The sequence below is a fragment of the Methylocaldum sp. RMAD-M genome, assembly GCF_017832375.1.
Classification (GTDB): Bacteria; Pseudomonadota; Gammaproteobacteria; order Methylococcales; family Methylococcaceae; genus Methylocaldum.
In genome coordinates this window covers 69,586-84,244 of sequence record NZ_JAFIBZ010000001.1, presented here as the reverse complement: position 1 = coordinate 84,244, position 14,659 = coordinate 69,586, and the positions used below count along the sequence as shown (strand labels likewise).

Sequence of the window (14,659 nt, the reverse complement as noted above, 5' to 3'; positions counted from 1 at the left end):
CGGTCCTGATCTTTCCTTAATTTGACGATTTTTATTCTTGGGCCAAAACATGCAAATAATCAAAAACTTGCCAAAAACGTCAAAAACCTGACGCCGGTACACCGAAAGCACTGAAAAACAACTCATCCGTTGTGCATAACTTTTGCGCTATGTCAAAACGCCGTCGCTCGAGCCGTGACAGACCTCACCCCAAGCGGGATGCTCGCGAATTAGCCTTAACGCATTATGCAGCAGGGTTTTGCCGGGTTCTCGGCGGTGCCAGGTGGAGGCCCCGGACGGGTGAGGCAAGGGTATTACGTCTATCTCTAGACTTTCTCGACAAAGCTCGTGCCTAAGCCCGATCACCTGATCCAGTCTATCGGCGACGAGAATTTGACGGATCGCCAGCTTGCCGACCGGAATAATGAGCTTGGGTCTTATAAGCCGAATTTCGGCATTCAGCCAATCGGCGCAACGATCGATCTCCTCCGGAGACGGAACCCGATCGCCGCCTTTCGGGTTCTTGCCGGGAAAGCAGCGGCATACGGCCGCCATGTAGACGTTGCGGCGAAAATTGTCTTCGGATATGCCTATCTCGGCAAACCATTTGAAAAGGGTTTTTCCCGCTGTCCACGCAAACGGCTTTCCGAATTGCCCTTCCTTGCCGCCCGGCGCCTGGCCGATGAGGATCACGGGCGACAACACGGCGCGCCCCATCACCACCGGACCGATCATCCCGGCGCAACGCACGCAGTTCTTCAAGGCCTCTTGGTGGAGGATCAATGAGCGCAACCGCTCGTTCATGGGCGGTCGCTCCTCAGGACAATTGAGGGGTGTCCTTGTCCTTCCGGCTCCAAGCCAAGGTGTGCAACCGAGTCAGCGTCTCCGGATCGGAAATCAAGGCACGCTTGTCGGCGGCGGACAGCGTTTCCGGCCCCTCTTCCACCAATTGGTACACCAAAGCGCGCAACTGGTGGCGCTGGCGCTTTTTCACCGGACGATCGGGCAAAAGAGCGAAGTGGAGGGAATACGTTCCCGGATCGGCAACGTTCAACTCGCCTTCATTTTGCGCACCCGCTTGCTCGGTACGGGCAAGATTTTCGTGGAGCAGTTCGACGACACGCGGCGCCTTATACTCTTCCGGAGTCAGGAAAAATCCGAGTTTACGGGCGAGCGAACCCACCGACGTGCTGCTGGAAAGGATCGAAACGGGTATGGCAAGGACCAACCCGGCCAGAACGGGAATCAGCCACAGGAAAAAGTCAGGCACATACTCGTAGCTCAGCCATCCGGCACCCAACCCGGTCAGCGTCTGCCCGCCGTGAGCCAGAGTGGCTTCCTTGAGGCTCAAACGGTGATCGCCGCGATTTTGCGGAGGCCAGCCGACGCTGCGACGCAGCAAAATGGCGACGACGAATTTGCTCTGATACAGCATGAGCACAGGCGCCGTCAGCACTGAAAATGCGCTTTCGAAAAAGACGCTGAAAGCGGCGCGTATCACGCCGCCATAGCCCTTGATTATTCTGGGACGCATCAGGAGCAGCAAAAAGCTCCAGAATTTCGGCAGAAACAGCATGGCCAGCGTCACCAGCAAGACCGTCGTCATCTCGACCGCATAAGACTCGGGCCAGACCGGAAAAATATTGTCGCCGAAAAAATAAACCGGCATGGTTTGGCTCTGCACATACGCCTCAAAGCCGGTTAAAACCAGAAACAGCAACCATAACGGCGAGGACAGATAGGACATGATGCCCATCAGAAAATACAAACGGCTGAGTCCAGAAAAGCCGCGGGCGAACACCATGCGCAAATGTTGCAAATTCCCCTGGCACCAACGCCGATCGCGCTTGGCGTAGTCGATCAGCGTCGGCGGCAGCTCCTCGTAGCTGCCCTTGAGATCGGCCGCCAGCCACACCTCCCATCCGGCCTCGCGCAACAAAGTCGCCTCGACGAAGTCGTGGCTCAAGATCTCGCCGCCGAATGGCTCCCGCCCCGGCAACTTCGGCAAACCGCAATGCCGAACGAAGGGCTGCATGCGGATAATCGCGTTGTGCCCCCAATAATTGCTACCCGAGAGCTGCCAGAAATTGATCCCGGCAATGAAGATGTCGCTGTACAAACTGCTGGCGAACTGGAGGATACGGGCGAACAAGGATTTATGATTTACCGGCAGCGGCGGTGATTGAATCAGTGCGACGCGGGGATGAGCCTCCATCAGATCCACCATTTTCGTCAGCGTCTCACCGGCCATGAGGCTGTCAGCATCGAGGACGATCATGTAGCGGTAACGGCCGCCCCAGCGACGGCAAAAATCCTCGATGTTGCCGCTCTTGCGGGCGATGTTCTTCTCGCGATTGCGGTAAAAGATTTTGCCGTGCGCATTGAAGTCGCGGCACATGCGATACCAGTTTACCTCCTCCTGCATCCAGGTATCGGGATCGCGCGTATCGCTGAGGATGAACAGTTCGAACTCGTCCGCGCGCCCGGTTTCGCGGAGCGACTGATAAATCGCCCGCAGTCCCGCGAATACCCGCACCGGATCCTCGTTGTAGATCGGCATCACCAGCGCCGTGAGCGCCGGCTCCTGGTCGGACGTCATGTCCGGATTCGGGACCAGTCTCGAAATCGAGCGCTTGTCGCCACCCCGAAGCAAGCACCAGAATCCGAGCGTAGCGGTCCAAAACGAGGTGCTGATCCACAGAATCAGCAAGGTATAAAGTATGAGCAGCACGATCTCCTGCGGCGTTATTCCGTTCTGCAGGAAAGCGCTCGTTATCATGGCAAGCGCCGCGAAGGCCGTCAGGGTTACCAGAGTGAAGAAAAACGTTCGCCTTAAAGTGCGGACATAGCCCGGCAGAGCGCTGGCATTGGAAGACATATTTGAAAAAGGGTTAGCTGCTTTGATGAGTCGATTTGAACAGCCAGAATCTCAGCGGCTGTTCGGCCATAGGAACGGAGTCCTCGGGCGGAGTGGGTCGGGGCAGAATTTCTCTTAGCATTTCACCCGTCTCAGACGGCGGATCCGGATTTCCGAACAGAGCGTCGCTGGCCGACGGGCAACCGGTCAGCAGCAAGGCGGCGCGGGCCGCCGCTATGGGATGAGGATCCTTGGACGGAGACAAGCGCATGGCTCGCGCCAAGGCGTGGTCGAAACGCCGCTGGGCCTCCTCTATCGCACGCTTGAGCAATTCGTCTCCAGCCCCGCGTCCGACCCGGCGGCGGGCACGGTTCAGACAGTCGTCGGCTAAGTTCTCGATCAGATCCTGCCGAGACAAGCCGAGGCTCTGCAGGTAGGCGACGACCCGCTCCTTGATCCCGGGAAGCCATGATTGAGGAGCGGAGTCCGCATCGCCGGACGTTATCATCTCTTCTAAAATCCGTACTTGATTCATCGACGGTTCCACTGATAAACCCACGTTTCGGTAAGCGCATCCTTGCCGGATTTCAACATCGCACGCAACTCGACCGGGTCTTTATCTTTTTCGGGTTCTAAATCAAAGCTCAAACGCCACTGATCATTTTCACTGTTTTTCTGAACCACGGTATTGGTAATCTTACCGGCGGAAGCACTTACCTCGGCTTCGACCGAGGCCTTGTCGCTGAGCAGCTTGAGCGTAGGACTGGCGAACTCGACGACGAATTTGCGATTAGGACTATCCGGAATGGTCGCGCCGATACGGGTGGCCGCGACTTTTCCGCCGCCAGGCGCGGTGAATTCGTCCAATTCGAAATGGAGACGATAGCTGTACGTATATTCCTTGCCTTCTCCGGTTGGCTGATCGGGCACCCAAAAAGCGACGATATTGTCGTATTTCTCCGCGTCGCTCGGAATTTCAATCAGGTAAACCGCGCCCGGCCCCCAATCGCCCAAAGCTTCGATCCAGGCGCTGGGACGGCGGTTATAGCTGGCTTCCAAGTCTTGGTAATGATCGAAATTGCGGTCTCTTTGCATCAAGCCGAAACCCACGGGCTTCTCATCTCTGAAGACGCTGATGCGAAGCTGGCGCGGGTTGTTCAACGGACGCCATACCCATTCGCCGGTGCTTCTCCCGATCAATAAGCCATCGGAATCGTGCACCTCCGGCCGGAAGTCGTCCATGAAACGATCGGTGTTCTCGCCGTGAAAGAACATGCTGGTTAGCGGCGCAATTCCAATCCGTTCGATGCTCTGGCGAAAATAAAGGTGACTCGTCACATCCATGGTCAAATCAAGGCCGGGGTGAATGACGAAGCGATAAGCGCCGGTTACCCTTTGGCTATCCAGTAAAGCGTGCACCGTGAGCGAACTCGCGTCCTTCGCCGGCTTTTCAATCCAGAACTCTTTGAAGATCGGGAACTCCTCCGCCTTAGGCAAACCGGTATCGATCGCCAGCCCGCGCGCGGACAAGCCGTACAACTGTCCCAATCCGACCGCCCGGAAATAACTGGCGCCTAGAAAAACGGCGATTTCGTCGGAGACGTCGTCTTTCCGCAGCGGATGATGGAAGCGTATACCGGCAAATCCTAGATCCGCGGGAAGTGGATTGGGAAATTGATTCTTGCCGAAGTCGAATAGTTCCGGCGAATACGCGAGCCGCGTCGCATTTCCGTGGTCCACGATATTGATGATCACGCGGTCCTTGAACATAAAACCGCGATGGAACGCCTGAATTTGAAAGGGCAGGTTCTCATCGCGCCAGAGGGCTTTTTCCGGTTTATACCGAATATCGCGGTATTGATCGTAATCCAGCTTGGTCAGAAACTCGGGCATCCCGGCTTCGTCGCGCACATAAGGCTTGCGGGCTAATTCCTTTGCCTTCTGCTCCACATCCGAAAACTCGAAAGGCTTGGCCGGCGCTTTGTCGGCCGGAGGTGTAACGGGTGCGCTCGGAGCTGGAACTTGGGGTGGCGGCGGCGCCGGCTTGCCGGGCTCGGCCAAGGCATCATTGAAAAATAAAGGACACAAAAAGACGACAATCCAGCTTCGAAAGCTCACAGTGTGTTTTTCCTCGGAAACTCAGTAACCAAATCTTGTGCTGCGGACCAGGCTCAGATCTCTTACGTTCACATGCATTTTTCCTTGCCCGAGCTCAAAAGCCGGGGCAAATTAGCCCTAAATAGCAAAACCCACAATATTGTCAAGGCATTACTAAACGACAAGCACGCCAAGAATACTCGACTGATCACTGTCGTGATCGAGTATTACGGACTTTGCTTGCAAAACGGGTGTATTAAAAAGAACGAACTGCTTCAAATACGACTCAGTCGGAATCTTAGGACCACGAAAGAGGATGAGAACGCGGCGGAAACACGCCATTTGGGCATAGTATAACCTGCCGGTGCATAACGAAAAATCATTCCGTCGAGGTACTGTCCGAGCTCTTCCATCGAAAGCGCGTCCAGCTTCCCCCTCTTGTACAGGAAAGATCGTTTCATGAAAATGCCGTGATCAAATTGGAAACAGCGCGCGGTCGCCGCCATGAAAAGCCTAATCGTCATCCGTCACGCCAAATCCGACCGGGATCAACCGTTTCTGGCGGATATCGACCGTCCCTTGAACAACCGCGGCAAACGCGATGCGCCGGTCATGGGCGATGTATTGAAGTTTCGCGGACAGGAACCGGATCTAATCGTAACGAGCCCGGCAAAACGCGCTCTCGAAACCGCCGAACTGATCGCGGAAGCGGTCGGCTACGACAGCCGGGCAATCGCGGTACGTGACAGCATTTACCTGCAAGGGACACCGGCTCTCCTCGAATTGATTCGGTCCCTAGAGAATATCCATAACAGAGTCTACCTAATCGGCCACAACCCCGATCTCAGCGAACTGGTCACTCGGCTGACCGGCGAAAGTCTCGGCACTCTTCCGACCTGCGGAATCGCTGCGATCAAGTTCCCGGTCGATGCCTGGGCATACGTCATGCACGGGAGCGGCCGTCTGGTTTTCTTCGACTCTCCCAAACAGCACCCTTGACCATCTCCCGCACCCGCCCCCCCCGGACAATAGGGTTTAAGCTAACGCGGTGGGTGTATCCTGACATTCAGATTGGTCGCGGAACTGGTCAGAATGTCGGCTCGCTCGGCGAAATCCCGCAACCGCACTTCCGGGTAGTCGGAAGGCCTTCCCAGCGCCAGTGGATAGGACACGATGTTTTCTTCCCCCGGCTTTCCCAGCACGAAGATGACGCCGCCGTACTCGTCTTGAAAGCGCGATAGACTCATTCGCAGGTTGCCGCGCCCGGGATCGGCAAGGTAGACCCGGTCACCAGCAATTCCTCTCAGTACGGCGAAATGGTGATATCCGAAAGGATGCACGTAGACCAGGACGGGCGCTATCAGCTGTTTTAGCTGATCGATCGTCAATTCGAAGCCTGCTGCCCGGTAGCCTTTTTGCTGAGCCACCTTCTTGAGATCGAGCAGCGAAAAACCGATCCGCTTCTTGTGTGCCCATTGCTCCTTGGTCAAATTGACCAAAATTGCATTAAGGCGATTCAGAATATCTTGCTCGGAGGTATCCTCGCCATAGTAGTACCGCAGCAGGGTCGCCAATGCCGCGGCACCACAGGAATAATCGAGACGCTGCTTGACGACCGCCCGATCCCGGAGCTCGATCAAGGTATGCCGCGTTATCGCGGGCGCCGTTCTCGGCTCGGCCACAACCGTGTGTGCCATGGCAGCGCACAGCAACACCCCCCACACAATTAAGCCGCTTATCTTTGTCATTCCCTTTCCCTAAACCAGACAGCGATGGACGATGTTTCCTTATACCACTAAATCCGCGAATTAGTCGTTAGGTTCGCACTTTGAGTGCATGCTTGTGATTCGCAAGCCTGACGTAGCGATGTTGTCCTGTCCACCTGATTTTGCGTAATGCCGCCATCGGCTGCTGACGTGTTCATGGCGTTTTGAAGCGCCGCCTGCGCCAGATAGGCTTGCGTCAGCACCTCCGTGTCACCCAGACCTGACGCGACACTCAAAATATCCAGCCCTCCCTCTACTCGATCGAGCTCACTGTCGTTCAGCCAAGACGACACGATATCCGCATCTTGCAGGGAAAGCTTCTCCATCGCATGAAAATCGGACTCAGCATGGACCGAGATCATGGACAATAACGAAAGCGTTATCAAGCCACCCGGTATGAATAAGGTTTTCATAGGTCTCTCCATGATTTCCTTAGTGATCCATTGTTGGTCAATACGCCTTAGACGGTGTAGCGAAAAAAAGCTCGCGAGCCAATCCTTGGGTCCCGTTCGTTTCTCACCGCGTGTTCAGCAAAAAGGCGGGGACGGACTGACCGCCCCCGCCTGACTCCCCGGTCCCGATCAGGATGCCGTCGGGACCCCGAGTTTGCCGTTAGTGGATACTCTGGTTCGTGACCTGTACGATATCCTGGAAGGCTCGTCCGAAGAGGCTCAGATTAACCGCAGTTATCGTAGGTACGGCTACATTGAGGCATGTGTTTCCAATACTGAAAAAACCAGAGCAAGACTGACCGCCCTCGACGGCCGCGAGCTGCGTTTCAGTCATCGGCGTCAGATTGGACACCTGCCCCAAAGCACGAAAATCGTTGTCGGCCAACGCCGGGCCGGCAACCATCACCGAAGACAACACAGCAACCAATGCATATGCTTTCATGATCGAACTCCTTTTCCTGCATGAACAATTCGATTTTGACGACACATTAGCCCCGAGTTCAAACGAGGTATGCCGCCGACTTATCACAAAGGCGAGGGCCGACTGATGATCGCCCCCCGCCTGATTCCCCGGTCCCGATCAGGATGCCATCGGGATTCCGAGTTCGCCGTTATTGAATATACTGGTTTGTAACTTGCTTAATGCTCTGGGTGGTAGCTCCAAGTAGCCCGAGAAAACTCACGTTGTACGCGGTGATCGTAGGTACGGCTACGTTAAGACAGGTGTTCGCGAAACTCAGAAGACCAGAGCAAGACTGACCGCCCTCGACGGCCGCGAGCTGCGTTTCAGTCATCGGCGTCAGATTGGACACCTGCCCCAAAGCACGAAAATCGTTGTCGGCCAACGCCGGACCGGCAACCATCACCGAAGACAACACAGCAGCCAATGCATACGATTTCATAATCGAACTCCTTATCTAGGTCTTGCCTAATGCATTCATCCCTTACTATCGCACCCGTTCCTCAGAACAGTGCGCAGCAAGATCACAGTTATCAAATTCCCTTTTGTTCGAGTCGCATCCTTGCGACCAATAACCATATTGCAGACCTCGTGCCACCTTTGACCACCAGAATCCCGACCAGCCATTTTCAATTGTTTTAAAACGAGTTTTTTATTTTCCATATGCGCCGCCCCTGCCGCCGCTCCAGATTCCGCCGGCATGACATACCTCCACCGCCCGCTTTCCAGCTTGAAAATGTACGTTTTTGAAAAAGGTAAACACACCGCGTTGCCTGAGGTATTGAGCCACGCCTTTATTTCCGGGTTTAAATGGCGTAAGCCAGACGAAACAAGCCGATCTAAAACCGCTCCATTCCCGTTAAGGTACGTCAGCGCTCCGGCCATAACCGCCACCCGTGTTACACGGCTGTAATAGGGTGAATAACCCGGTCATATCACAGGACTTTATCGCGGTGAATTCGGTATAACAAAACGGTTACCCCCTGCCCCAAAGCTGAGATTCCTCGAAGCGGCCCCGCCGCGTCCTTGGCTTCCGGTCCGAGTGCCTCGCGCCAACCAGGCGGCTCCCGAAACACCGGCCCACTTTTACAATTTTGTTATTCCCATCCTTCAGTTATACCGCCAGCAACTCTAAGTGACTGATTATATTGAGTGACTAATATTTTCGGTGAATTTAACTTCTTGATATTGCCGAGCTGCCGGGCGTTTAGATCCACTCCAGTCAGCGGGCAGTCGGGGCGCTCTTCTTCGCCGACACGGCGAAGAAAGAACAGCAAGATACCGATTTGGACGTACCGGGGTTAATGTAGGGAATATCAACAGCGCTTACGGACGTTCGAAGCAGTACCGACAACAGCCGATTTTCCGCTCCGCAATCTCGGCCACGATGGCAGGCTTTTGTAAATGAGGAGAGTTATTTTTGAAGTTTGATATCGTGCTTATTGATCAACCGATAAAACACAACAGGGAATACCCGAAGATTTGGGGAACGAAATAACGCTCAAAACAGAAAATGGATTGCTTTACGATATAGACTCTTGCGCTCTGAGGATATCGTGCTGAATTCGCATCGATACCCATTTTCCGTATAAAAACAACCTTTCAAGCCGATACTTTCAACCCATTCGGCTCTCGCCAGGCTCTCATCAAAAAGGCGAGGGCCGACTGATGATCGCCCCCCGCCTGATTCCCCGGTCCCGATCAGGATGCCATCGGGACTCCGAGTTCGCTGTTATTGAATATACTGTGACGTGATTTGCTTAATATACTGGCTGGGACTCCCCAAAATGCCCAGGTTAATTGCAACTACGGTAGGTACGGCTACGTTAAGACAGGTGTTCGCAAGATTGAATAAACCACCCGAGCAAGACTGGCCGCCCTCGACGGCCGCGAGCTGCGTTTCCGTCATCGGCGTCAGATTGGACACCTGCCCCAAAGCACGAAAATCGTTGTCGGCCAACGCCGGACCGGCAACCATCACCGAAGACAACACAGCAGCCAATGCATACGATTTCATAATCGAACTCCTTTCTAGGTCTTGCCTAATGAATTCATCCCTTACCATCGCACCCGTTCCTCAGAACAGTGCGCAGCAAGATCACAGTTATCAAATTCCCTTTTGTTCGAGTCGCATCCTTGCGACCGATAACCATATTGCAGACCTCGTGCCACCTTTGACCACCAGAATCCCGACCAGCCATTTTCAATTGTTTTAAAACGAGTTTTTTATTTTCCATATGCGCCGCCCCTGCCGCCGCCCCAGATTCCGCCGGCATGACATACCTCCACCGCCCGCTTTCCAGCTTGAAAATGTACGTTTTTGAAAAAGGTAAACGCACCGCGTTGCCTGAGGTATTGAGCCACGCCTTTATTTCCGGGTTTAAAGGGCGTAAGCCAGACGAAACAAGCCGATCTAAAACCGCCCCATTCCCGTTAAGGTACGTCAGCGCTCCGGCCATAACTGCCACCCGTGTTACACGGCTGTAATAGGGTGAATAACCCGGTCATATCACAGGACTTTATCGCGGTGAATTCGGTATAACAAAACGGTTACCCCCTGCCCCAAAGCTGAGATTCCTCGAAGCGGCCCCGCCGCGTCCTTGGCTTCCGGCCCGAGTGCCTCGCGCCAACCAGGCGGCTCCCGAAACACCGGCCCACTTTTACAATTTTGTTATTCCCATCCTTCAGTTATACCGCCAGCAACTCTAAGTGACTGATTATATTGAGTGACTAATATTTTCAGTGAATTTAACTTTTTGAAAAAAGCCGACTAACAAATCCTTAAAGACACTCCCGTGCAACGAGCAATCATGGCCCTTAGTTGAGCCAATGCCGCAAAAACCGAAGAGCATAACCAAGAGAGTATCAGAGGTAATTTGCAGGCGCGCAGGCATATCACCATCGCTGCAAATTCTCTCCGAGGCAGCCAGACGTGCGTCGGTCAAACGGGTAAAAGGATTTTCCTGCTTCGCTAGCTCAACCGTAACGACAGGTTTTTTAAATGGAAAAAATTATTTTTGAAGTTTAATATCGTGCTTCTTGATCAACCGGTAAAGCGTAACATGGGATACCCCCAATATTTGAGCAGCCGTCACTACGCTGTCGCCCGCCTGATCTAATACCCGGTGGAGTATGTCCTTCTCTGCCTGATCCTTGACAGCCTTCAGGTTTAGCGCGAGAGGCTGCGGCGAATATTCCTCCAAACCCAAATCCGCCGGCGAAATATACGCGTCGTCGCACATGACCAGCGCACGCTCTACGCGGTTTTTCAATTCGCGCACGTTTCCAGGCCAACTGTAGTGCCGCATCACCTTCAACGCACGCCGACTGAACTGCCTTGCCTTACAGACATTTTGTTTCTTGAAACTATTTAGAAAGTACTCCGCCAGTAATTCAATATCGTAACCCCGGTCACGCAAAGGCGGCATGGTAACCCTCAAGACATTGAGTCGATAATAAAGATCTTCCCTGAAACGCCCTTTGCGGACAGCTTCCTCTAGGTCGACATGGGTTGCCGAAATGATTCTGACGTCGACGGCAATCTCTTCGTGGCCGCCGACTCGATAAATGGTTTTCTGCTGGAGAAAGCGAAGAAGATTGGCTTGCAAATCAAGCGGTAATTCACCGGTTTCATCCAGAAAAAGAGTACCCCCTCCGGCTTTTTCGATTAATCCCAGTTTTCGCTGATGGGCACCGGTGAAAGCGCCTTTCTCGTAACCGAAAAGTTCCGACTGAATCAGATTGGACGGCAAAGCGGCGCAGTTGACGGCAACAAAAGGTCCTTCGGAACGTGGTGAATGATTGTGAATGGCTAACGCGGCCAATTCCTTGCCGGTGCCGCTTTCTCCCGTGATCAAAACTGGCAAGTCATAAGATAAAACTTTGTCGATACTGTGAAGTACCCGCCTCATGGCCGGGCTTGAGCCGATCAACTCGCTTTTGTTGAGCCATTCGCTTGTACGCGGAAATACCTTCCTTCTAACTCCCGCCATGCCGGATGCATGACCGAGTGTAATCCTGAGTCGGTCGATATCGAAAGGCAACGTGTGATAATCGTAGAAATACTCTGCGATAAGCCGGCAGACCGCCTCGTTTTCCATAGACGACGAAGATACCAAAGCCACCCACTGCATGGATGACCCTTCCGGATAATAAAAAATGTCGCCGATAACGCGCTGGAAAAAGTTTTCGTCGAATGGCTCGAATTGAATGAGCCCGACATGAAAATCGCCACTACTCAAAAGATTCCGAGCTTGTGCGGGATCACACGTAACATGAATATTGCGTCCCACCGCATTTCTTATCGATGAAACGGCATCATCTGCCTCTGGTTTGAGGGCGAGGTAAAGAACGTTGATACTTTCCATGTAATCTTCCCAACCTTGCGATCCGTGCAAGTTTTGGCTAAGAAAAAACGTCGAAACCGATAACAGGGTGCCGGTCAGCCTGCCTAGCCTGGGTCAATTGTTTCGCGAACTAGGTCATATCGTTTAGGCAGCCGCATCCAATGCAAAAACTTTCTTATGCAGTTTGCAAACACCTCCGGCTTATTACCAACACCATGTTTTACTGATCAACTACGTTAAAGGAGTCGAAAATGAGCCACCCCACTCTCTTCTCCAACCGGGAGAATGAAACCTTGAATAAAACAGCTACTCATAGCATTTAATCTCCTTTAGTTAGATAGACGCTCTGCTCATCGGAAAAAAGGCAGGGGATACTGTCGATCAAACCGGTACGGAACGTTGACGCCCGCGAAAAAATCCGTGGCCTCTTCGGTCAAGCCGAAATTTACGAAGGGTTCCACAAATAAGCCCTTAGCCACCTGTACGGTAACGGCCAAGTTGAGCGAGTGAATATCCCTGCCGGAACCCGTAATTTCTCGACCATCGATCTTGTCTCGCAGTATCGCGGCACCGTTCAAGGCTGTGGAGAAACTTACCCGATCGTTCAACGAGAAGCCCATACCGAGGGAATAAGGAATTTGATCGCCCGGGTCAATTCTGCCGTCTTCGAGGACCGCGTTGTAACCCAGAGAACCGAAGAGAACTACCGGATCTACCGTCTTGACGAGCGATACGGAGCCACCGACATTCCAAAAGCCTGTGCCTAAACTGGGATCTACGATCAGTAAATTGGACCCTACGCTGGGCCCTAAAACACTCGTAAGGCCGCGCCCCTCGTGTCCGGTATTGGATTTGACGTTCAGGCTCAACGTTGTTTCCGGAACGAGGCCCTCTTCGTGCAAGGCGCCCCATCGCAGACTGCCGCTGACGTCACCCAGTCCGGAACCATCCTGCCGCCTAAAGCCTTCGCGAGCAAAAAACGGCTGAATTGTATCTAGTTCTAGCTCTTGGAAATTAAATGGAACGGATATATCCAGTTCGAGATCGTCGATCAAGCCGTAGCGAAACAAAACACCAGCGCTTGCCGCTCTAGCCCTCAATTTATATGGCGATATTTCGGATGTATCTTGAGCGTAACTCGCGATGAACTCGACCTGCAGATCGCCTCTCTTGAACAAGACCTTTTGCGATCTCAGGAATTGATCGAGTTCTATCTTGGCCTCCTCCGCCTCTTTTTCTCGGTCCCCCTCCTTCAACCCCATTTCCGGAGATACTTTTTTGGGCGCGGCGGGAGCCGTTTCGGCTTGTGCCGTCGCCGTCTTCTCCCCTTGCTCGGATGTCTCTGCCGCCGCTTCTTGGGTTTTCTGTGCCTGCGCCTGCGGCAAGGACTCTCGCTCCCAAGTTTCGTTTTCGATGAGAATCTGGACCTGCGCCTTCAGCGCCTCGACTTCTTGTTTCAGTTTCTCGTATTCACTCCGAGGAACGGTGTCCTCTACCGCTGATTTCGTCGCTCCCGCCTTCGTACGGGCGTAGGAAACACCGCTATCTACGAGCGCAAGCAAAAATGCCCCACAAATGAAGACTATGCATTTTTTTATCATTATCACTTCCTTGCCTGCCGCCGACCGCTAAATCGGCGGGACACGTTGATGGAACAACACCGAATAGAACTGATCGAAACATTCGGCGCGCCAGCACCGGCTTATGAGTAACACCTCAGCCACGATTCGATTGCCTCCGACAAGCCAAGGTTTTGAAAGATTGACTCTTCAGACGAGTGATTTCATAGGAGGCGCGCCGCGGCTTGTCGAAAACGGATCGATGCCGCGAAGAAAACAAGGGCGATGGATTGAAATTCGGCAAAGTGCCGTCCTTTGCGTGCAGCGCTGTCGCCTTGAACACCCGATGCGACCGGATTGAAGGCTTAACGTACACTATGCTCCCTCCTTGAACTCGATACGGCCGTAACGTTGCACGGCCATTTTGCGAAGTGTGGTTCGGACGACTTAGAGTAATCTCGTAAGCTGGCGTAAAGGCTACTCATGGAGCCGTAATTAGTCAATGTTTAATGGAAACCGCTGGAGATATCAGATCATTGTTCAACATCTTTATTTTTGCATTTGTTTCCGTGCTGGCGTGGTCGGTCGTTCAGCCGTACAGCTATAGCGTCTGGCTTTTGGATGCAATACCCGCCATGGCCGCGTTCGTCGCAGTAATCGCCACGCATCGTCTCTTTCCTCTGACTCCTCTGGCCTATAGCCTGATCCTGGCTTTATGCCTGCTGATCCTCGTCGGCGCGCATTACTCGTTCGGCAAAGTTCCTTTTTTCGATTGGCTGAAACCGCTATTCGGGAGTCAGCGAAACAACTTCGACAAGCTGGCTCATTTTTTTCAAGGGTTTTCGCCCGCGGTTGTTTTTCGAGAAATTTTCATTCGTTCCGGCGTTTTTCGGGATCGACGCTGGCTGGCCGCGATTGTGGCGGCCCTGTGCCTCGCGCTCAGTGCCGCCTACGAGCTCGTTGAATGGGCCGTTGCGGTGGCCTTGAGAGACGGGGCCGAGGATTTTCTGGCGATGCAAGGCGATCTGTGGGATGCGCAATCGGACATGGCTTTTGCCTTGACCGGAGCTTTGATATCGCTTGCACTGTTGAGTCGGCGGCATGACAAACAGATCGAACGGCTTAGCTGAGAGGCCGGCCGCC

The 14,659-nt window shown here is 53.5% G+C and carries 15 protein-coding genes; 2 read left to right on the top strand and 13 right to left on the bottom strand.

All coding sequences use genetic code 11. The features are described from left to right. Positions 1-147 precede the first annotated feature (147 nt). From JOD69_RS00355 to JOD69_RS00340, 4 genes are read right to left on the bottom strand one after another with little or no spacing between them, the layout of a single operon-like run. Entirely contained in the window at positions 148-783 is a 636-nt protein-coding gene (locus tag JOD69_RS00355) for a uracil-DNA glycosylase family protein (RefSeq protein WP_240506855.1), read from the bottom strand. A gap of 13 nt (positions 784-796) precedes the next feature. Beyond that, positions 797-2,857: a glucans biosynthesis glucosyltransferase MdoH gene (gene mdoH, locus JOD69_RS00350; protein ID WP_086133658.1), complete on the bottom strand. Its 2,061-nt coding sequence runs from the start codon at positions 2,855-2,857 to the stop codon at positions 797-799. Between the two features lie 13 nt (positions 2,858-2,870). Then, a complete protein-coding gene (locus JOD69_RS00345; protein WP_077731749.1) occupies positions 2,871-3,371 on the bottom strand; it encodes a hypothetical protein in 501 nt (166 codons plus the stop codon). After that, positions 3,368-4,954 (bottom strand): glucan biosynthesis protein G, encoded by a 1,587-nt coding sequence (locus tag JOD69_RS00340; RefSeq protein WP_240506858.1) that lies wholly within the window; start codon positions 4,952-4,954, stop codon positions 3,368-3,370. The genes JOD69_RS00345 and JOD69_RS00340 overlap by 4 nt, the downstream gene beginning before the upstream one ends. Positions 4,955-5,437: 483 nt before the next feature. Here JOD69_RS00340 and JOD69_RS00335 point away from each other — a divergent pair, with 483 nt between their 5' ends. Then, on the top strand, positions 5,438-5,932 hold the full coding sequence (locus JOD69_RS00335) for a histidine phosphatase family protein (protein WP_077731751.1): 495 nt from the start codon (positions 5,438-5,440) through the stop codon (positions 5,930-5,932). A 41-nt stretch (positions 5,933-5,973) separates the two neighbouring features. Here the strand turns inward: JOD69_RS00335 and JOD69_RS00330 are convergent, their stop codons facing one another. From JOD69_RS00330 to JOD69_RS00290, 9 genes are all read right to left on the bottom strand, one after another. Next, positions 5,974-6,681 carry a C39 family peptidase gene (locus tag JOD69_RS00330; protein WP_086133661.1) on the bottom strand — a complete coding sequence of 236 codons (708 nt, stop codon included), beginning with the start codon at positions 6,679-6,681 and terminating at the stop codon, positions 5,974-5,976. A gap of 47 nt (positions 6,682-6,728) precedes the next feature. Beyond that, complete coding sequence (locus JOD69_RS00325) at positions 6,729-7,112, bottom strand: hypothetical protein (protein WP_077731753.1); 384 nt, start codon at positions 7,110-7,112, stop codon at positions 6,729-6,731. Between the two features lie 199 nt (positions 7,113-7,311). Beyond that, entirely contained in the window at positions 7,312-7,593 is a 282-nt protein-coding gene (locus JOD69_RS00320; protein ID WP_156881973.1) for a hypothetical protein, read from the bottom strand. 169 nt (positions 7,594-7,762) lie between these two features. Beyond that, entirely contained in the window at positions 7,763-8,053 is a 291-nt protein-coding gene (locus JOD69_RS00315; RefSeq protein ID WP_077731755.1) for a hypothetical protein, read from the bottom strand. Positions 8,054-8,088: 35 nt separating this feature from the next. Next, a complete protein-coding gene (locus tag JOD69_RS00310; RefSeq protein WP_143735235.1) occupies positions 8,089-8,496 on the bottom strand; it encodes a hypothetical protein in 408 nt (135 codons plus the stop codon). Positions 8,497-9,343: 847 nt separating this feature from the next. Next, positions 9,344-9,628, bottom strand: coding sequence for a hypothetical protein (locus JOD69_RS00305; RefSeq protein WP_077731757.1), 285 nt, complete (start codon positions 9,626-9,628; stop codon positions 9,344-9,346). A gap of 34 nt (positions 9,629-9,662) precedes the next feature. After that, a complete protein-coding gene (locus JOD69_RS00300; protein ID WP_210023720.1) occupies positions 9,663-10,070 on the bottom strand; it encodes a hypothetical protein in 408 nt (135 codons plus the stop codon). 552 nt (positions 10,071-10,622) lie between these two features. Next, positions 10,623-11,978 (bottom strand): sigma-54 dependent transcriptional regulator, encoded by a 1,356-nt coding sequence (locus JOD69_RS00295; protein ID WP_077731759.1) that lies wholly within the window; start codon positions 11,976-11,978, stop codon positions 10,623-10,625. Between the two features lie 329 nt (positions 11,979-12,307). After that, complete coding sequence (locus tag JOD69_RS00290; protein WP_086133159.1) at positions 12,308-13,558, bottom strand: transporter; 1,251 nt, start codon at positions 13,556-13,558, stop codon at positions 12,308-12,310. Positions 13,559-14,052: 494 nt separating this feature from the next. On the opposite strand from JOD69_RS00290, the gene JOD69_RS00285 reads away from it, so the two are divergent. Continuing rightward, positions 14,053-14,646, top strand: a complete 594-nt coding sequence (locus JOD69_RS00285; RefSeq protein ID WP_086133190.1) for a DUF2238 domain-containing protein — start codon at positions 14,053-14,055, stop codon at positions 14,644-14,646. The last annotated feature ends 13 nt before the right edge of the window (positions 14,647-14,659 follow it).

Excerpts from the sequence above, each read along its gene's own strand:
- mdoH (WP_086133658.1), bottom strand. The coding sequence starts at position 2,857 with ATGTCTTCCAATGCCAGCGCTCTGCCGGGCTATGTCCGCACTTTAAGG.
- JOD69_RS00315 (WP_077731755.1), bottom strand. The coding sequence starts at position 8,053 with ATGAAATCGTATGCATTGGCTGCTGTGTTGTCTTCGGTGATGGTTGCC.
- JOD69_RS00335 (WP_077731751.1), top strand. The coding sequence starts at position 5,438 with ATGAAAAGCCTAATCGTCATCCGTCACGCCAAATCCGACCGGGATCAA.
- JOD69_RS00320 (WP_156881973.1), bottom strand. The coding sequence starts at position 7,593 with ATGAAAGCATATGCATTGGTTGCTGTGTTGTCTTCGGTGATGGTTGCC.
- JOD69_RS00290 (WP_086133159.1), bottom strand. The coding sequence starts at position 13,558 with ATGATAAAAAAATGCATAGTCTTCATTTGTGGGGCATTTTTGCTTGCG.
- JOD69_RS00325 (WP_077731753.1), bottom strand. The coding sequence starts at position 7,112 with ATGAAAACCTTATTCATACCGGGTGGCTTGATAACGCTTTCGTTATTG.
- JOD69_RS00355 (WP_240506855.1), bottom strand. The coding sequence starts at position 783 with ATGAACGAGCGGTTGCGCTCATTGATCCTCCACCAAGAGGCCTTGAAG.
- JOD69_RS00295 (WP_077731759.1), bottom strand. The coding sequence starts at position 11,978 with ATGGAAAGTATCAACGTTCTTTACCTCGCCCTCAAACCAGAGGCAGAT.
- JOD69_RS00310 (WP_143735235.1), bottom strand. The coding sequence starts at position 8,496 with ATGGCCGGAGCGCTGACGTACCTTAACGGGAATGGAGCGGTTTTAGAT.
- JOD69_RS00330 (WP_086133661.1), bottom strand. The coding sequence starts at position 6,681 with ATGACAAAGATAAGCGGCTTAATTGTGTGGGGGGTGTTGCTGTGCGCT.
- JOD69_RS00305 (WP_077731757.1), bottom strand. The coding sequence starts at position 9,628 with ATGAAATCGTATGCATTGGCTGCTGTGTTGTCTTCGGTGATGGTTGCC.
- JOD69_RS00300 (WP_210023720.1), bottom strand. The coding sequence starts at position 10,070 with ATGGCCGGAGCGCTGACGTACCTTAACGGGAATGGGGCGGTTTTAGAT.
- JOD69_RS00345 (WP_077731749.1), bottom strand. The coding sequence starts at position 3,371 with ATGAATCAAGTACGGATTTTAGAAGAGATGATAACGTCCGGCGATGCG.